Source organism: Bradyrhizobium stylosanthis (genome assembly GCF_001641335.1).
Lineage (GTDB): Bacteria > Pseudomonadota > Alphaproteobacteria > Rhizobiales > Xanthobacteraceae > Bradyrhizobium > Bradyrhizobium stylosanthis.
The window spans coordinates 133,384-150,783 of sequence record NZ_LVEM01000009.1; the positions used below are offsets into that span (position 1 = coordinate 133,384).

16 protein-coding genes and 1 pseudogene are annotated in these 17,400 nt (G+C 60.0%); 12 read left to right on the forward strand and 5 right to left on the reverse strand.

Translation table 11 applies throughout. The features are described 5' to 3' along the window. The first annotated feature begins 4 nt into the window (after positions 1-4). Complete coding sequence (locus A7X65_RS39160; protein ID WP_082885226.1) at positions 5-1,216, forward strand: alkene reductase; 1,212 nt, start codon at positions 5-7, stop codon at positions 1,214-1,216. A gap of 308 nt (positions 1,217-1,524) precedes the next feature. Here A7X65_RS39160 and trxC read toward each other — a convergent pair whose 3' ends face one another. The 3 genes from trxC to A7X65_RS39175 are packed head-to-tail and all read right to left on the reverse strand — an operon-like array spanning position 1,525 to position 3,285. Then, the gene (gene trxC / locus A7X65_RS39165) at positions 1,525-1,986 is read right to left on the reverse strand and encodes a thioredoxin TrxC (RefSeq protein ID WP_063694742.1); all 462 of its coding nucleotides are present in this window, start codon (positions 1,984-1,986) and stop codon (positions 1,525-1,527) included. Between the two features lie 17 nt (positions 1,987-2,003). Beyond that, the gene (locus A7X65_RS39170) at positions 2,004-2,855 is read right to left on the reverse strand and encodes an aldo/keto reductase (protein WP_208608649.1); all 852 of its coding nucleotides are present in this window, start codon (positions 2,853-2,855) and stop codon (positions 2,004-2,006) included. 19 nt (positions 2,856-2,874) lie between these two features. Continuing rightward, positions 2,875-3,285 (reverse strand): hypothetical protein, encoded by a 411-nt coding sequence (locus A7X65_RS39175; RefSeq protein WP_145666749.1) that lies wholly within the window; start codon positions 3,283-3,285, stop codon positions 2,875-2,877. A gap of 491 nt (positions 3,286-3,776) precedes the next feature. Between A7X65_RS39175 and A7X65_RS39185 the strand changes: the two genes are divergently transcribed. The 9 genes and pseudogenes from A7X65_RS39185 to lon all read left to right on the forward strand — a co-directional run bounded on the left by A7X65_RS39185 (position 3,777) and on the right by lon (position 14,549). Further along, positions 3,777-4,214 carry a DUF2231 domain-containing protein gene (locus A7X65_RS39185; protein WP_063694746.1) on the forward strand — a complete coding sequence of 146 codons (438 nt, stop codon included), beginning with the start codon at positions 3,777-3,779 and terminating at the stop codon, positions 4,212-4,214. Then, positions 4,211-5,533 (forward strand): PQQ-dependent sugar dehydrogenase, encoded by a 1,323-nt coding sequence (locus A7X65_RS39190; RefSeq protein WP_063694747.1) that lies wholly within the window; start codon positions 4,211-4,213, stop codon positions 5,531-5,533. Before A7X65_RS39185 ends, A7X65_RS39190 begins: the two co-directional genes overlap by 4 nt. Positions 5,534-5,847: 314 nt before the next feature. After that, complete coding sequence (locus tag A7X65_RS39195) at positions 5,848-6,171, forward strand: hypothetical protein (protein ID WP_063694768.1); 324 nt, start codon at positions 5,848-5,850, stop codon at positions 6,169-6,171. 426 nt (positions 6,172-6,597) lie between these two features. After that, positions 6,598-7,911 (forward strand): annotated as a pseudogene (locus tag A7X65_RS39200) (IS5 family transposase); the annotation flags it as partial. A 225-nt stretch (positions 7,912-8,136) separates the two neighbouring features. After that, positions 8,137-8,367 carry a DUF6894 family protein gene (locus A7X65_RS43965; protein ID WP_430643985.1) on the forward strand — a complete coding sequence of 77 codons (231 nt, stop codon included), beginning with the start codon at positions 8,137-8,139 and terminating at the stop codon, positions 8,365-8,367. An 838-nt stretch (positions 8,368-9,205) separates the two neighbouring features. Next, a complete protein-coding gene (locus tag A7X65_RS39205; protein WP_063694748.1) occupies positions 9,206-9,604 on the forward strand; it encodes a response regulator in 399 nt (132 codons plus the stop codon). 1,111 nt (positions 9,605-10,715) lie between these two features. Then, on the forward strand, positions 10,716-11,537 hold the full coding sequence (locus tag A7X65_RS39210; protein ID WP_063694769.1) for a universal stress protein: 822 nt from the start codon (positions 10,716-10,718) through the stop codon (positions 11,535-11,537). 155 nt (positions 11,538-11,692) lie between these two features. Further along, complete coding sequence (locus A7X65_RS39215; protein WP_063694749.1) at positions 11,693-12,100, forward strand: Hsp20/alpha crystallin family protein; 408 nt, start codon at positions 11,693-11,695, stop codon at positions 12,098-12,100. Positions 12,101-12,116: 16 nt separating this feature from the next. Further along, positions 12,117-14,549, forward strand: coding sequence for an endopeptidase La (gene lon / locus A7X65_RS39220; protein WP_063694770.1), 2,433 nt, complete (start codon positions 12,117-12,119; stop codon positions 14,547-14,549). Positions 14,550-14,626: 77 nt separating this feature from the next. Here the strand turns inward: lon and A7X65_RS39225 are convergent, their stop codons facing one another. After that, complete coding sequence (locus tag A7X65_RS39225) at positions 14,627-15,052, reverse strand: DUF3775 domain-containing protein (protein ID WP_063694750.1); 426 nt, start codon at positions 15,050-15,052, stop codon at positions 14,627-14,629. 322 nt (positions 15,053-15,374) lie between these two features. Then, positions 15,375-15,725, reverse strand: coding sequence for a DUF5335 domain-containing protein (locus A7X65_RS39230; protein WP_063694751.1), 351 nt, complete (start codon positions 15,723-15,725; stop codon positions 15,375-15,377). A gap of 224 nt (positions 15,726-15,949) precedes the next feature. On the opposite strand from A7X65_RS39230, the gene A7X65_RS39235 reads away from it, so the two are divergent. Together A7X65_RS39235 and groEL are read left to right on the forward strand one after the other, a co-directional pair. After that, on the forward strand, positions 15,950-16,264 hold the full coding sequence (locus A7X65_RS39235) for a co-chaperone GroES (RefSeq protein WP_063694752.1): 315 nt from the start codon (positions 15,950-15,952) through the stop codon (positions 16,262-16,264). An 89-nt stretch (positions 16,265-16,353) separates the two neighbouring features. Next, the coding region (groEL, locus tag A7X65_RS39240) for a chaperonin GroEL (RefSeq protein ID WP_156528448.1) at positions 16,354-17,400 on the forward strand (1,047 nt) is incomplete at its 3' end.

The window sequence follows — 17,400 nt, forward strand, 5'->3', positions numbered from 1 at the left end:
GCCGATGGATGAGGTGGCGATGGCGACGCAAACCCAAAGAGCGAACCAGGATGCGGATACCGGACCGCTGTTCCAGCCGTACCGCCTTGGTCCATTCAATCTGCCCCATCGGGTGGTCATGGCCCCGCTGACGCGCTCACGTGCCCGTCAGCCTGGCAATGTGCCGGGCTCGCTGGCGGCCTGCTACTATGCCCAGCGTGCCTCGGCCGCGCTGATCATCAGCGAGGCGACGCAGATATCCATGCAAGGTCAGGGCTATGCCTGGACGCCTGGCATTCATAGCCGCGAGCAGATCGAAGCGTGGCGGCGCATCACCGAGGCGGTACATCAGACAGCAGGTCTGATGTTTTGCCAGCTCTGGCACGTCGGCCGCATTTCACATCCTGCGCTACAGCCCGACAACATGCTGCCCGTCGCTCCGTCGGCCATCATCCCGGCAGGAAAAGCCTTCATCGAAAATGAGCGTGGCGAAGGCATGCTCGTTCCTTTCGTACGACCCCGCGCGCTCGATATCGACGAGATGCCCTACATGGTGGCGCAATATGTGCGTGCCGCAAAAAATGCGTTGGCGGCCAATTTCGACGGCGTGGAAATACACGCGGCGAACGGCTATTTGCTCGATCAGTTTATCGAGAGCGGCACCAACCGGCGAACTGATGCCTATGGCGGCCAGGTGGAGAACCGGACCCGCCTGCTCTTCGAAATCGTCGAGGCGCTGATCCCGGTCTTGGGACCGGACCGCATCGGCGTGCGCATATCCCCAATGGGAAAGATGAACGACATTCATGACGACAATCCGGAAGCAACCTTTGGCCATGTGGCCGAACGCCTCAACGAATACAGGCTTGCCTACCTGCACATGGTCAATCCCGCGCTGGAGCAGATGCAGAACGGAAAAGACCCGGACGCGCGCGCACCCGGCATGGCCAAGCTGATCCGGAAGAAGTTCAAAGGAAGCCTGATCGTGGCCGGGGGCTTCGATGCCGAGAGCGGAGCCCGGTGGTTGCGCGAAGGATGGGCCGACCTGATCGCGTTCGGCCGAAAATTCATTGCAAACCCCGATCTGCCGGAGCGTCTGCGCCTCCGAGCGCCGCTCAATGCCGACGATCCCAGCACCTACTACGGGGGCGGCGAGAAGGGATATACTGACTATCCGTCGCTGGCCCAGGCTCGGGGGGAACAACCCAAGCCTTGCGTCGACCAGAGCTGGCGATAACCCAAGACTGCCGCCTGGCCGAGCGTGACGAGAGGATTATCCGCCACGAAATTTCAATCCATCAACCCGAGCTCGGCGGCAGCGACCCCCTATCTGGTCTTCGAAGATACCGATCCCGACACGACAGCAGCTATCTGCGCTTTCGAGAAACGCGTTGTCGAGCTGATGAGCCGGACCAAGGTGGGAGACGCGTTCGAGCATGTGACAGAGATACGGCGGCATCAAGTAAAGCAGCTATGGGGCGCGAATTGTCCGCCTGCGGGATTAGGGACTTCGTCAACCCCAAGTGAGGCGCCCCGTTCTGCAAATTATGAGGCTGCAGGCGCTGCCGATGGCACATGCTGGCGCAGCCATTGGCGCAATGCGTCGGCGGTGACAGCACCTGCACGTTGCGAGACGACATTCCCTTTATGGAATAGCATCAGGGTCGGAATGCTCCGAATGTGGTAACGGGCCGACAGCTCCGCTTCGGCTTCGGTGTCGACCTTCAGAAAGCGAAGCTCGGGTTCGAATTCGCTACCGACGCGCTCGAAAACCGGAGCCATCGCCTTGCAGGGCCCACACCATTCCGCCCAAAAATCGACCACGACCGGAATATCGTTGCGCTGGATGTGGGTGGTAAAGCTGGCCGACGAAGCCGGCGTCGGATGTCCCGTGAACAGCGGCTGGTGGCAGTGGCCGCATTTTGCCCGGCGCGCATCCTTCCGGGCCGGGATAAGGTTGGTCCTCGTGCAGTGCGGGCAAACGATATGGCGGGCCTCTTGGCTCATGGTTCGATGTCTCCCAATCAATGCGACGCCAGAGGCTGCTTGCGGTCTGGTGGCGGAAAGGCTTCATCGAGATCGGCCAGATCCTGTGGCGTCAGGCGAACGTCGAGCGCACCGCGGTTCTCGCGAACATGCTCTGGCTTGCCAGACTGCGGTATGGCGCATACCTCGTCCTGGCGCAGCAGCCAGGCCAACACCACCTGTGCCGGCGTCGCGCCTAGACGCGCCGCAATCGACTTGAGCGTGACATGACGCACCACACGACCCTGCTCGATCGGAGAATAAGCCATCACGAGCACGCCGCTGCGTTGGCACCAAGGCAGGAGGTCGAACTCGATGCCGCGACGCGCGAGATTGTAGAGCACCTGATCGGCTGCAACGTTTGCGCCGTCCGGCAAGTCGACGAGCTCCTGCATGTCGCCGACGTCGAAATTGCTGACGCCCCAGTATGGGATCTTGCCCTCGCCCACCAGAGTCTCGAAGGCATCGACGGTCTCTTCCAGCGGAATCAACCCCCGCCAATGCAACAGATAGAGGTCAATCTCGTGCACCCCAAGCCGGGCCAGACTTCGGTTGCAGGCCGCCTTCGTGCCGTGCCGCGTGGCGTTCTGAGGTAACACCTTGCTGACCAGAAAAACCTCGTCGCGCCGTCCCTTGATCGCTTCGCCGACGAGCCGCTCGGCGCCGCCATCGGCATACATTTCGGCCGTATCGATCAGGCTCATGCCGAGATCGATGCCGAGACGTAGCGCGTTGATTTCGTTGGTTCGGTTCAGCGGATTCTCCGCCATGTGCCAAGTCCCTTGGCCGAGCACTGGAATTTGTTCACCTGAAGGAAGCACGATCGTACGGCTGGTCTCCATCACAGTCATGAGCTGACTCCCTTATCTCTCACGGCAGACCGAGTTTCGCGCATAGCCCGGCGTGACGGACGTCGCAAAATTGAACGTCGCCGCTGTCGGGATCGATAAACCAGAGGACCGGCAGGAACGGGTTGATCGTCGCGGAGCCCGTCACGGCATGAGCTACATACTTCTCATTCAGTGAAGGACGGCCGACCGTCGCGTCGAGCTTGACGCACGCACCGTTGTTCGCGGTGAGGTCACGATAATTATACCGCACCGAGCAAACCCAGAATTGATTCTCTTTCTCGTCGACCACATACGCGTTAGCTGTTCGGTAGGACGCCGTGCCCCCCACATCGGGCTCGGGGAACAACTCGTAGCGCATGCCTTCGGCGACCACCGGTGGCGCGGCTGCGAACGCAAGAAAAATAGCGATGCCTTGTACTATTCTTGGCATGACAACTCCATGCTCGGAAAGCCAAGCTAGCAGCCTCCTGACGGTCAAGCGTTGACCGCTGTCAATTTGGAAATGAAGATCGGCATTATGGGCCGATAGCCTGGCTCGTGGTGCTCGTCGGCGATAACGCGACCGGAGGTTCTGAAGATAGGGGCGGAAAGCAACATCCGCGGGATCTCCAGGAATCTGTGGGTCCTGATTTCCGCGCGGGGGCCGCGCCGCCAAACGAGGGCAATTTCATATCTGAGAACCGCCATAACTGACGGCCGACAAGGCATCCGCGTTCGTAGCCGACGTCCTGAACTCTGACGCGCTGACAGCGGAGCAGACGGTCACATGTTTTGACCAGTACGATTCCGCTGCCGATCCTAATTGATGACTGTCAACGCGCGCTCACCGCGCGTCCTATTTACTGGATATCCATGTTGGCTCAGCGTCGGTAACACATGCGAAGAAACTTTGCCGTGGTTCGAAGTAAACGGGAGGAAGACATGGCGCGGCCAATTCGCGGGAGCCAAACGCATGCGCAACTGCACCCGTTTTTTGTTGGACTGGGGGGCGCGTTGCTCATGGCCGCACTGTTCACCGACTATATGTATACGAGCAACTCGCTGTCGCAGTGGGCCAACTTCTCGGTTTGGCTGATCACAGGGGGTCTCGTGCTGGCGCTGATCGGTACGATCTTCCTAGTCGTTGACGTCGCGCTCGGGAGGGCCGGGCCGATCCGCTGGCTCGATTTTGGGTTGATAGTGGCCGCCGCAATCCTCTCCCTGGTCAACGTCTTCGTTCATACGCGAGATGCGTGGACTTCCGTTGTCCCGACCGGCATCACCCTTTCCACGATCGTCACGATCCTGCTGCTCGCCGCCGGTCTTCGGGGCTGGTGCGTTACCATCGTAAAGACTGTGGGCAGGGGAGAACGCGAATGATCGCGAACCCGGTTCGAGTGACTTCGGGACTAATGATTCTCGCGCTGCTCGCGGCCTGCAGTGACCAAGGCGGCGATCCATCAAAACAATATGGACCGAATCCCGACCTTCCTGAAGCTCACCAATATTTGGTGCCACCCATGAGCGTACCGCAGGCGGTCGGGTGGCAGACCGGGGAAACGCCCACCGCTCCCCCAGGCATTCGCGTCCAAGCGATGGCGACTGGACTGATGCATCCGCGCATCGTTTACCCGTTGCCGAATGGCGATATCCTCGTGGTTGAAGCCAACGGTCCCGGCACCAAGCCATTCCGGCCCAAGGATTACATCTCAGGCAAAGTGAAGGCACGAGCCGGTGCGTCCGACAAGGGCGGCAATCGGATCACTTTGTTGCGTGACGCCGACGGCGACGGCGTTCCGGAGATGAAGACTGTCCTGCTTGACCATCTTCACTCGCCGTACGGCGTCGCATGGCTCGCGGACACTTTGTACGTCGCCAATACCGACGCAATCATCGCGTTTCCCTTCACGCCGGGCCAGACGGAGATTACGGCGCCCGGAACGAAGCTCGCCGATTTGCCTGCCGGCCAGATCAATCACCACTGGACCAAGTCGATGGTGGCCAGCCCGGATGGGTCAAAGCTCTATGTGGGGGTCGGCTCGAACAGCAACATCACCGAGAATGGGCTAGACATCGAAGAAGGGCGTGCAGCGATCTACGAAGTAGATCGGCTCACCGGTGCGAAGCGCCTCTTCGCGACAGGAACGCGCAATCCGACGAACCTTGCCGTTCAGCCTGGAACGGGACAGTTGTTCGCCGTTGTCAACGAGCGGGACGAGATCGGACCCGATCTGGTTCCGGATTACCTTACATCCATCAAGGACGGAGGGTTCTACGGCTGGCCGTATAGCTATTGGGGACAGCATGTGGACGTACGCGTCCATCCGCAAGACCCTGCGATGGTGGCGAAGGCGATCAAGCCGGATTATGGCCTTAGTTCCCATGTTGCAGCACTCGGCCTTGTATTTAGTCGAGGGGAAACGCTCTCACCGGAATTCGCCAACGGGGCGTTCGTGGGTGAACATGGCAGTTGGGACCGGGATCCGCTGAACGGCTATCAGGTGATCTTCGTTCCCTTTGCGAACGAACGGCCGAGCGGGGTGCCGACCCCGGTGCTGACGGACTTCCTTGCGCCGGATAAACAAACCGTTCACGGGCGGCCGGTCGGCGTGGCACTTGACTGGACCGGTGCACTCATCGTCGCGGACGATGTCGGGAACGCGGTCTGGAGGGTGAGCGGCTCCGTCAAAGGTAAATGAGCGCGCGATGCCGATATGACCCGGCCCGCACGGAACATTAGAAACTCAGTTTGCAGCGCTCTGAGCAGTCTCGAGCGACGGCAATTTCGTGCCGGTTAGCGGTTGGATCAATACGACGATCGAGGTCGAGCCCGCAGTCGAGCACAGCGGTGGCCGGTGATCAGCGAGATACCGCTGAGATGGACCGAAGGATACATGACGAAAGACCGGTCCTACTCGTACGAAAGAAGGCCGTACTCGAAGTTTATGTTGCGGGCGACGAAGATGCCGTCGCCCACGAGGTGGCGGTCCGACCTCGTGCCTTGGAGAGGTCCATGACCAGCACTAAGAGGCCATCGACGATCGAGACATCCAATCCACGAGACGGCAAGCTCGCCAGATGGGCGATCATTACCGTGCTGATCGCGCTGCTCGTCGCGGCCTGCGTGCTCGGCTATCTCGGCTGGACCAGAACGGATGTAAAGGTGCCGGAGTCCGGCTACGTCGCTTTGGTGATGGGCGTGGTGTTCTCGCTGGTAGTCGGCGTGGGTTTGATGACGCTGGTGTTCTACAGCAGCCGCGGCGGCTATGATGAACCGGCGGTGCTGATCAAGCAGCTGGAGAGCGATGGGGACGATGAGCCTGGGAGACCGGGTTGAGGCCACGCAGAATGCCAGCCGCGGATGGCGCGTACTACAGCCTCGCTCATTGCAGCAACCGGCGCGACGCCTCTTCCAGCTCTCTTCGAAAGGCCGCAATTCAAAGTTGAACGACGCATGCGGTGCGATTCTGGTGGGGCCACGTGCCAAATCTCCTCCGCGGGCGCGCCGCTTGATGAAGCAATCATCCGGTTGATCCGGCCAACCTTTCCGCGTCCCCTCGAGATCAATTACGGCATCGATGAGGACATAGGAAGTCGCCCGTGAAGAATGCGGATTGGTCTGAGAAATAAGCAGAATTTGTCTTGATGTAGTATTCGATTTTGCAGGAAAGCGGGGTGTTGGACCTCGCTTTCTTGCGTTTTAGGATTTTGCTTTTGGGCGATTCGTGATTCCCTGACGGCGTCGTCGACATTGGGGAATGCGATGAGCAAGCCGAGGGATGATCGCCAGAAAGACCTGTTGCTTCCGGCGCTTGATCAGATCATCGACATGGGTCATCCGCTGGTGCGGTTGGCAGCGCTGATCGACTGGAACATCCTGAATGAGCGCTTCAGTTCAGTGTGCCAAGCAGGGTCGGGCCAGCCGGGCTTGCCGACGCGGCTAGTCGCCGGCCTGTTCATTTTGAAGCACATGCACAACCTGTCAGATGAGGTGCTGTGCGCTCGCTGGATCGAGAACCCCTATTACCAATACTTCTGCGGCGAATTGAGCTTCTGCCACCGTCTGCCGTTCGATCGATCGTCGATGACACGCTGGCGGCAGCGGCTCGGCGAGGAACAGCTCGTCGCCCTGATCCAGGAAAGTCTTTCAGTGGCGCACAAGACCGGCGCCATCGGTCCCAAGGACCTGGAACGGGTGGTCGTCGATACCACAGTGCAGCCCAAGGCGGTTGCACATCCGACCGACGCGCGGCTGCTGCATCGAGCAATCACCAAGCTGGTCGGGCTCGCCAAGCGCAACCGTGTGCCGATACGCCAGAGCTATCTGCGCCTGGCCAAGCGCGCCGCCATCATGACCGGCCGCTATACCCACGCCCACCAGTTCAAACGCGCCCGGCGGCAGCTCAAGTTCCTGCGGACACGGCTTGGCCGGATCATCCGCGACATCCGCCGCAAGATTGATGGCGATACGGTGCTGGAAGCTCGCTTCGGCCCGTTGCTCGGTTTAGCGCAGCAGGTGCGCAGCCAGGATCAGCATCAGCGCGGTCCGAAGGTCTATGCGTTACATGCTCCGGAGGTTGAGTGCATCGGCAAAGGTAAACCCCGCGCGCCCTACGAGTTCGGCTGCAAGGTCAGCATCGCCACCCCTGTGACGTCTCCGAAGGGCGGCCAGTTCGTGCTCCATGCCAAGGCCCTGCATGGCAATCCCTTCGATGGGCACACGCTCGGTCCCGTAATCGCCGACATGGAGAAGCTCACCGGGGTGGAGACTCGCCGTATCCACGTCGACAAAGGATATCGCGGTCACAACCACCCGCATCGGTTCAGGGTCTGGATCTCGGGTCAGGTCCGCCGCGTCACAGCTTCCATCCGTCGCGAGATGAAGCGTCGCGCGCCTGTCGAGCCTGTCATCGGCCACGTCAAGGCCGAGCACCGCATGGACAGAAATTATCTCAAGGGACGCCTCGGCGACCGCATCAACACTGTTCTCGCCGCCGCCGGCTATAACTTCGGTCTGCTGCTGCGATGGCTCGCAGAGCTCTTGCGTGTCATCATCCGAGCCTTCTTCGAGACCGTCCCGGCTCGGAACACCGCTTGGGCCGGGCGCCGCCGCCAGTCCTTCACGAACGACTCGAGAGGCCAAATCACCGCTGCCATGTTGGCTTCTGCCAGAATGAATTGGACCGGTCTTGCGGGTCCCGCCCCATTATTAAGTTCACTTTTGTACAATCGGTTGGAACGAAAACATGCGCTCCGCGTGGAGTCGTGAATTGGCAGCAAAGAGAACTCCGGAGAGTTCCAGATGCCCAGATTCTATTTCCACAAGCACATAAATGGGCAAACAGTGCCGGACCGTCGAGGCACTTCGCTTCGCAACGAAAACGAAGCATGCGCCCACGCCGTTCGCTGCACGCCTCTGACTCTCAGGAAACTGGCCAAGAGCCGGAAGAACACCTACCTTGCCTGGGAGGTGTCGGACGGCGAACGCACGATTTTTGTTGTCAGAGGAAAACTCGTCATAGAGAGGCGCTAAGGCCCCACTTCGGTACGGGCGGCCTCGGAACTTTGGTGCCAGAATGCCGTTTTTATGGCCAGCATTTACCGAGCGGCCAAGAGGGAGGCGCTGTTGCGGTATGTGTCAGGGCCCGGTTACCCTCGCCGGGTCCGTCTCAGTTGTCGGACTCCTCCAGCAATCAAGTGCGAAGGTTGACGGTCGTCATGGCCGCGCGCTTGACCTCCGTTAAAATTGGCCTTGATCGGTAGCGTTTTCCACCGAGCCACTCGTGGCAATGAAGCAGCGCCATGCCTAAACGGCGCCGACGTGTGCACCACTCCCAACCACTGGAACAACGCCTCACCCAAGAGGCGCAGGATCTGCGCGAGGCCGCGAAAGCGCTTCCGCCGTGCGCCGAGCGCGAGGCACTTCTTCGCAAAGCTAGGCAGAACGAGACAGCCTCCCATATGGTGGAGTGGCTTTCTTCGCCCGGTCTAAGGGGGCCGACGTAAATGCGCAGCTATGCATGAGTCCGAGTCTGGCCCATCGGCGAAGTGGCGGCACTCCTCCTCGAGGTCCGCTGACGGAGGAACCGCGGATGAGATTTGCTCAGGTTGGGTTTTTCGCATTTTGACCCAATGCGAACTGTTGGTTTAGTGAAGGCTGCCGAGCGGCTTGGTCCTGATAAGAACGAACTGCACGGCGCGCCACTCCGTGCATCGACAGCCGTGTGCCCGTCGCATTTTTGCGTTTGCGCCTGCTGTGGCAAATTGCGCCAGTGTGCACTTTTATACATTCATGTGGAACGCATTCCGTTCAACGGACTTCACATCCCGACGTCAATATTGCTTGACGATCAGGCAGGGTGGAAAATGCTGTGGAACAAGTGCAGGCACTCCCGACGATATTGCTCGTCAAGGATGATCAGTTAATTCAGAGTATCGTCGAGGAGGCTCTGACGGAAGGCGGGTTTGAGGTCAGCATTTTTGCATCAGGCGAGGAAGCGGTAGCCGCCCTAAGCCGCGAGACCTTTCGCGCAGTTGTCAGCGACATCCATCTGTCCGGCAAAATCGAGGGGTGGGAAGTTGCCCGTGTGGCGCGAGAGATCGATCCCGCGCTACCAATAATCTACATGACGGGCAAAGCAGCCGAGGAGTGGCCATCGAAGGGCGTGCCGAATAGCGTGCTTCTCACAAAACCGTTCGCGCCTGCTCAGCTTGTGACCGCCGTTTCCCAACTCTTGAATGCCAACACGCCAACCGGCAACGCGCCGTAGTACAAGATGCGGGGGACCTCACGGCCTCACGCAAAATTCACAGGCGACTAGGAATCGACGCCCTGTGGCCCAAGATCGCCTGCTATCGCCTCGGCCAGAATTCGCTGCGCCGCCTTGGTTGGAGCGAAGCCGGCAAAGCCGGCTTGCCTCGAAGCGCCGGCGTGTTGCCGATGGCGACGATGGCGCCATTGACACATAGCGGCCGGTCTCGCGGTCCCGGTTAGCCGCAATGTTGCGTCAATCGATCGCTGGCACTTGACAGATGTCACTGTTTCAGCCCGTGCGCCAGTATTTGTACGCAAGATCCCTTCAGCAAAAATTGAGTCCTGTCAAGGCATGCGGCTCTTCCCTCTACGAAACTGCAGTTAGCGACTCTCCTCACGTCGCTTGCCCCTCCCGGGCCCCCCGTGACTTGGACCGCCAGCGAAAGCCGCGCGGTCCTTCTTTTCAATCCTAATCGCCGATGACAATAGGGAGCCCGATCATCAAACCCGGCAGATTGGTCCATGCTTTCTCTCGGGCCGGCAATCATCGCGGAGCGCTTGACCGTATGGCGCGAATGGATCGGCACTCGAACGACTGCATTCCGCTTGGAATTCCAATTAGTACGAGCAGGAACGGCGACCCGGCGGTGCCCCAGATAGCTCGCAGGCGACATCTACCGCCATCCCCACACGTCGATGGGTGTCAACTGACCGATCGCGCTACGCCTTCCATGGAGACGCTCGCTCGAGTGGGCTGTTATCGAATTACCGAGTTCCAATTGACGATCATCATGGCGCTCCCTGCGAAAACATTGGCTTTTCGCTCCGACGAAAGGATTGCACCATGGCAACACTGTCTGCAGTACCTGAGCAGCCTGAGTGCTCCCAACTGGCTGATCTCAGCCGCATCCTGCTCAATCCCGCCCGCTCCAAGCAATCTTCCGAAGGCGCTTCGTGTCGTGGGTATGACTTCATTGCACCGCTGGACGCCGACGGGGACATCGATTCTCACCCGGGGAATACGTCTCGACTAGTGGAAAGGACCGCGAGGATGCGGTCGACGCAGTCGTGCTCTCGATGGGTCTGATCACCTCTTCCGCACTCGAACCCAAGCTATGACGAACGCCATGATCAAGGACGTAATGCTCCGGCTGGACGGGACATCTGCGGATGACGCGTGCCTGGCCGCCGCTGCCCAGATCGCAGCAATGTTCGACTGCCATATCACCGGCTTGTTCTTCAATATTGTTCGGGACGAATTCGAAGGCGACAGCGCCGACCAAACCGCAAAGTCGAAAGAGGCAGCGAGGCAGGCCGGCGACGCCACTGAAGCCATGCTGCTCCAGCGTCTCACACGCCTGCATCATTCAACAAACTTACGTCGCTTCGACGTCACCGGCGATCTTGATCTGGCCGAGACCGCATTGCTGATGGCGCGCACCGCCGACACATTTGTAGCGCTCCGGCCGAACGGTCGGTCCAATGAGCCGCATGACCTGATGGACAATCTGCTTTTCGGTACCGGACGCCATCTGTTTCTGGTTCCTGATGACTGGACGGGTTTCAAGCCCCTGGACAACGCGATCGTCGCCTGGAATGGCAGCCGAGAGTCCGCGCGTGCCGTTGCGGAGGCCCTGCCCTTGTTACAAGTTGCGAAAAAGGTTGGCGTGCTTGTAGTGGAAGGCGAGCGTCAAACCAGAGCGGATCCGCTGAAGGCAAATGACGCCGTACAGCACCTGCGGCATCATGGCATCGATGCCGTCAAATATCGCGCAGTCGGCGAGGAAGACGATACGGCCGACATCCTCGTCACAGAATGCCGCAGCCTCGGTGCGAACCTGCTAGTGATCGGCAGTTACGGTCACTCTGGCTTGCACGAATTGCTGCCAGGCAGCACAACCAGCCGGATCCTGCGCATCGCGCCACTTCCCTTGCTCATCGCGCACTAGTTCCAGGGCCGACCTTACGTCTCGAACTCGCGATTGACGGCTGTCAAGGTAGGTTCGCGCGGCGCATCATAGGGTGAGTCAGGCAGCTAGCTGATCGGAAATAGCTGTACGGCAGAAGGCCTAGCGCGCTTTCGGCTTGGCTCGGGAACCGATTAATGACCGCGATCGATCCAAGAGCGCTGATGTGGACCAGGGCGTGCGAACTCATCGATCGCGCCGAGCGATTGCACCGCCAGTTCTTCCGGCCGACATCGGAGCCAATTGGCGAGACGATTTGGGAACCTCCAGTCGATATTGTCGAGACAGAGTCCGATATCGTGATCACCGTTGCTCTCCCCGGCGTTGACGAGAATGCCGTGACGGTATCGGTGGAAGTCGACCGCGTTCTCGTGGTGGGATTGCGGCGTCCGAGCGCGATCCCGCGGGGGAGCCTTGTTCATCGGCTCGAAATTCCCTACGGAAGGTTCGAACGGCAGATAAGTTTCACCGGCAGGCGGCTTCAGCTTAGTGAGTTCGAACTCGCCTTTGGCTGCCTCTCGCTGAAGTTCACCAAACAATTGTAGATTGGAGGACGGCTCCATGCCTGATGCGACTGGCAATTCGAGCGCCGCGGCCGCTCAAAGCCATCCCGTCATTCCAGAGGATGCTACCATTATCCTTCCGGTTCGAAACACGTTGCTGTTTCCGGGCAATGTGCTGCCGCTAACGATCGCCAGACCGTCCTCAATCGCGGCGGTCCAGGAGGCCGTTCGAGGCGCACGCAGGATCGGCCTGCTGCTGCAGGACGATCCCAATATCGAACAGCCCGAGCCGGAGCAACTGCGGCGCGTCGGCACCATCGCCGAAATCTTGCGCTATGTCACCTCGGAGCTGACCCACTACGTCATCTGTCGAGGACTGCGACGATTCCGTGTGAGCGAGTTTCTCCCCGGCTATCCATTTCTGGTCGCGCGGGTCAAGGAGATCGGCGTATCGGAGGTGATCACGCCCGAGATCGAAGCACGGATGCGCCTGCTAAAGATGCGCGCGCGCGACGCGATTCAGCTGCTACCGAACCTGCCGCAAGAGATCGGCCCTGCAATCGAAGGCTTGGAGTCACCATCGGCGCTCGCCGACTTCCTTGCTGGGATCATCGACATACCAGTCGCCGAAAAGCAGGATCTGCTCGAGACCTTCGACGTCACTCAGCTTCTTGACAAGCTGCTCGGGCTGTTAGCGAAGCGAATCCAGGTACTGCAACTTTCGAAGCAAATCGGTGAACAAACCGAACAAACCCTGTCATCGCAACAGCGCGAACACATTCTTCGCGAGCAGCTTCGTCAAATCCAGAAGGAGCTGGGCGACGACGACCCCAAATCCGCCGAATTGAGGGAGCTAGCAGAAAAGATCGACAAGGCCGGCATGCCAAAGAACGCTGAGGAGCAGGCCCGGCGGGAACTGAAGCGTCTTGAACGGCTACCGGAGATAGCGGCCGAGTATGGCATGGTGCGAAGCTATCTCGAATGGCTCGTGGAGTTGCCGTGGTCGAAGTGCGATCCCGAGCGCATTGATGTTGATGCGGCGCGGCAGATCCTCGAAGAGGATCACTATGGAATCGAGAAAGTGAAACGCCGCATTCTGGAATATCTGGCGGTACGCAAACTCAATCCGGAAGGCAAGAGTCCCATTCTTTGCTTCGTCGGCCCTCCCGGCGTCGGCAAGACGTCGCTCGGCCAAAGCATCGCACGCGCAACCGATCGAAAGTTCGTGCGTCTCAGCCTCGGCGGCGTACACGACGAGAGTGAAATACGTGGACACCGTCGCACCTACGTGGGCGCGTTGCCCGGCAACATCATCCAGTCGATCAGCAAGGCCGGCACCCGCAACCCGGTCATGATGCTGGACGAGATGGACAAGTTGGGCGCTGGATTCCACGGCGATCCCGCCGCCGCACTGTTGGAAGTTCTCGATCCGGAGCAAAACGCGACGTTCCGCGACAACTACCTTGCCGTTCCCTTCGACCTTTCAAAAGTCCTGTTCATTGGCACGGGCAATGTGCTGGATAACATTCCTCTCGCGGTACGCGACCGGATGGAAGTCATCGAAATCCCCGGCTACATTGAGGACGAGAAGCTGGCCATCGCGAAGCGCTACCTGGTCAGACGTCAATTGTCGTCGGCCGGCCTCGGTGAGGAGCAATGCCAGATCGACGACGACGTCCTGCGGGCCGTCATCCGCGATTATACGCGCGAGGCCGGCGTGAGAAGCCTCGAGCGCCGGCTCGGCGCAATTTGTCGGCACGCCGCGATGCTGATCGCTGAGGGCAGGTCGACGCGCGTCGTCATCACGGTGGCAGATCTCCAGAGCATATTGGGACCGAAGCGATACGAGCCGGAGACTGCCATGCGGACCAGCGTGCCAGGCGTGGCGACCGGGCTCGCCTGGACGCCTGCTGGAGGGGATATACTGTTCGTCGAGGCGACCAGCGTTCCGGGCCGCGGCAAGCTCATCCTCACTGGTCAGCTTGGCGATGTGATGAAGGAGAGCGCCCAGGCCGCATTGACGTTGGTGAAGTCGCGCGCTGCCGAATTCGGCATCGACATAAAGAAGTTGCAGAAGGCCGATGTCCACGTTCACGTTCCAGCCGGCGCGATCCCGAAGGACGGTCCAAGCGCTGGCGTGGCGATGTTTATGGCGCTGACGTCGCTTCTGACGGGGCGCACGATCCGAAACGACACGGCGATGACCCGCGAAATCTCGCTGCGCGGCCTGGTGCTTCCAATCGGCGGCGTGAAAGAGAAAGTGCTGGCAGCGATCCAGGCCGGTATCGCCACGGTCATGCTGCCGGCACGCAACCGAAAGGACATCGAGGACGTGCCCGAAAAAGCGCGCAAGCAGATTCGCTTCGTCTGGCTCGAAAGGGTCGACGACGCCGTCGAAGCAGCCTTTGACCCTCTGCAAGCCGAGCTGCAGGACCTGCCCGGGACGACGCATGCAACCACGACGGAACGGTGGGCGGCGCGGTCCCGGTAACTCGCACTTATCGATGTAACGGCGCCGGACGCATGATCATCGTGATCATGCCCAATTTCGGCGTTGAATTGTGCCCATCAGGGCACGGGGGCATCGTCGACCCAGGATATTCCGAACTGGTCGAGACCCTCGGCCAGGAGATCGCCCAACAAGGGCTCGCCGAGCAGATAACGCACGGTCTCCCGGCGCGGGTTGCGATATCCGTTCCAGCGTTCAACTGCGCGGTTACGCAGATCCTCCCACTCGTCCATGGTGCCATCGCCCCGTCCGAGCCACATCAGCGCGATGAGGTCGATCTGTTCGTCCTCGTTCAAGGCCCTGATGAAGCTCGCCAACTCGGCAGCGACCGAGTCGCTGCCATCGTCCTGCAATACGTCGACTTCACAATCGTCAACAGGATTCGATCCGGATTCCTCATCCGTCGGCAAATCCTTGACATCAAACTCGTGTGCCTTTTCAATCAGAAAGCCGATCTTTTCGCGTGAAATGGCTAGTTCGGGCATCGTTCGCTCCTTAAGACTAGGACGCGCCTGGCGGAGAGATGACCAACTGGGCCAACCTGCAGAAATCTGCAGCGTGTCGGCCTCGCTCGGCGGACGGGCCGACAGTCCTGCATTGCGATCACTTGACAGGTTCGTGGCGTTGGACGGTGAAGCCCGAGCTACCTTTCACCCTCCAGTCGATACGATAGCATTGTCGGCCGGCCTTAGATCCGTTCCGAACCACGCTTGTCCGAGTCCACATCAACCTGGCAACCACGTTGCCGTCTGGAAGCGCTAAGCACTCCAACGCAGGAGCGTTTGTTTGTTCGGGTCGTTGGAGAGATCAGCCTGCTTTTGCCGCGGTTGGCGCTGGCAGCATCAGAGGATCTCTGAGGAGGACGATCTGACGCACGTCGTCCGCGTCGATAACCTCGAGACTGTTCAAGTGCACACCTTCTCCCTCGATGTATATTTCTTTGGGTTTGTGGATCAGATGGTCGTGTCCTTCGAGCGCGAGCGCGACTACGTCATTTCTCGGATCATGGGAAATACCGTGGAACGGTAACCATTCCGCCTCGATCTGATCACCGTGATTAAGCGACGCCACCTCGATCTCGGCACGCTTGCCGGTCAGTGCTTTCGATATGAGATCGAAGTAGCCGCTCCATTGCGATTTCTCGAGCTTCTTGGCCATGGTCGTCTTCTCCGAGTTAGACTGCGCCGGTTCTCGATGTCACTAGCTGACGGCCGGTTCCTGCGCGCTGACAATGATCAATTTCCGGCGAAGGGCTTCCTGTGCGGATTGCAGCTTTGACGGCAAAAATTGATAGCCATCAATGAACGCCTAGCCATGATGACCGATGCTCCAGTGCGGTCGAGGCGCCGGTCCACAGCCAAGCCACAGCTAGGGAGGACTGCATGAAATTCCGTCCGCTTCATGATCGCGTCGTGGTCAAACGCATCGAAGCCGAAGAGAAGACCGCTGGCGGCATCATCATTCCCGATACCGCCAAGGAAAAGCCCTCACAGGGCGAAGTGATCGCCGTTGGCCCCGGTGGCCGCGACGAGTCCGGCAAGCTGATCCCGATCGACCTGAGGGTTGGCGACCGCGTGCTGTTCGGCAAGTGGTCTGGCAATGATGTCGTGCTCGACGGTCAGGAGCTGTTGATCATGAAGGAGAGCGACATCATGGGCATTCTCACCGACGCCTCAGCCAAGAAGAAGGCCGCCTAACCAACCGCTCCCGCCGCTTACCCCTGAGGAGCGCCTGCCGGCGCTCTCGGCAGGGGTGAGACAGAACCAATTACTCAGGGGAAACCCATATGTCAGCCAAAGAAGTCAAATTCGGCGTCGAAGCTCGTGACCGCATGCTGCGCGGCGTCGATATCCTCGCCAATGCGGTGAAGGTCACGCTCGGTCCAAAGGGCCGCAACGTCGTGCTCGACAAGTCGTTCGGCGCTCCCCGCATCACCAAGGACGGCGTCACCGTGGCCAAGGAGATCGAGCTCGAGGACAAGTTCGAGAACATGGGCGCCCAGATGGTGCGCGAAGTCGCCTCCAAGTCCGCCGACGCGGCCGGCGACGGCACTACCACCGCCACCGTGCTCGCTGCCGCGATCGTCCGCGAAGGCGCCAAGTCGGTTGCCGCCGGCATGAACCCGATGGACCTCAAGCGCGGCATCGACCTCGCGGTCGAGGCTGTGGTTGCAGACCTCGTCAAGAACTCCAAGAAGGTCACCTCGAACGACGAGATCGCCCAGGTTGGCACCATCTCGGCCAACGGCGATGCCGAGATCGGGAAGTTCCTCGCCGACGCCATGAAGAAGGTCGGCAACGAGGGTGTCATCACCGTCGAGGAAGCCAAGTCGCTCGCGACCGAGCTCGACGTCGTCGAGGGCATGCAGTTCGATCGCGGCTACATCTCGCCCTACTTCGTCACCAACGCCGACAAGATGCGCGTTGAGATGGAGGACGCCTACATCCTCATCAACGAGAAGAAACTCTCCTCGTTGAACGAACTTCTGCCGCTGCTCGAGGCCGTGGTGCAGACCGGCAAGCCGCTGGTCATCATCGCCGAGGACGTCGAAGGCGAGGCGCTCGCGACCCTGGTCGTGAACCGTCTGCGCGGCGGCCTGAAGGTCGCGGCCGTCAAGGCTCCGGGCTTCGGCGATCGCCGCAAGGCCATGCTGCAGGACATCGCGATCCTGACCGGCGGCCAGGCGATCTCGGAAGATCTCGGCATCAAGCTCGAGAACGTCACGCTCAACATGCTCGGTCGCGCCAAGAAGGTGATGATCGACAAGGAGAACACCACGATCGTCAACGGCGCCGGCAAGAAGGCCGACATCGAGGCGCGCGTGGCCCAGATC

Excerpts from the sequence above, each read along its gene's own strand:
- A7X65_RS39160 (WP_082885226.1), top strand. The coding sequence starts at position 5 with ATGGATGAGGTGGCGATGGCGACGCAAACCCAAAGAGCGAACCAGGAT.
- trxC (WP_063694742.1), bottom strand. The coding sequence starts at position 1,986 with ATGAGCCAAGAGGCCCGCCATATCGTTTGCCCGCACTGCACGAGGACC.
- A7X65_RS39170 (WP_208608649.1), bottom strand. The coding sequence starts at position 2,855 with ATGACTGTGATGGAGACCAGCCGTACGATCGTGCTTCCTTCAGGTGAA.
- A7X65_RS39175 (WP_145666749.1), bottom strand. The coding sequence starts at position 3,285 with ATGCCAAGAATAGTACAAGGCATCGCTATTTTTCTTGCGTTCGCAGCC.
- A7X65_RS39185 (WP_063694746.1), top strand. The coding sequence starts at position 3,777 with ATGGCGCGGCCAATTCGCGGGAGCCAAACGCATGCGCAACTGCACCCG.
- A7X65_RS39190 (WP_063694747.1), top strand. The coding sequence starts at position 4,211 with ATGATCGCGAACCCGGTTCGAGTGACTTCGGGACTAATGATTCTCGCG.
- A7X65_RS39195 (WP_063694768.1), top strand. The coding sequence starts at position 5,848 with ATGACCAGCACTAAGAGGCCATCGACGATCGAGACATCCAATCCACGA.
- A7X65_RS43965 (WP_430643985.1), top strand. The coding sequence starts at position 8,137 with ATGCCCAGATTCTATTTCCACAAGCACATAAATGGGCAAACAGTGCCG.
- A7X65_RS39210 (WP_063694769.1), top strand. The coding sequence starts at position 10,716 with ATGATCAAGGACGTAATGCTCCGGCTGGACGGGACATCTGCGGATGAC.
- A7X65_RS39215 (WP_063694749.1), top strand. The coding sequence starts at position 11,693 with ATGACCGCGATCGATCCAAGAGCGCTGATGTGGACCAGGGCGTGCGAA.
- lon (WP_063694770.1), top strand. The coding sequence starts at position 12,117 with ATGCCTGATGCGACTGGCAATTCGAGCGCCGCGGCCGCTCAAAGCCAT.
- A7X65_RS39225 (WP_063694750.1), bottom strand. The coding sequence starts at position 15,052 with ATGCCCGAACTAGCCATTTCACGCGAAAAGATCGGCTTTCTGATTGAA.
- A7X65_RS39230 (WP_063694751.1), bottom strand. The coding sequence starts at position 15,725 with ATGGCCAAGAAGCTCGAGAAATCGCAATGGAGCGGCTACTTCGATCTC.
- A7X65_RS39235 (WP_063694752.1), top strand. The coding sequence starts at position 15,950 with ATGAAATTCCGTCCGCTTCATGATCGCGTCGTGGTCAAACGCATCGAA.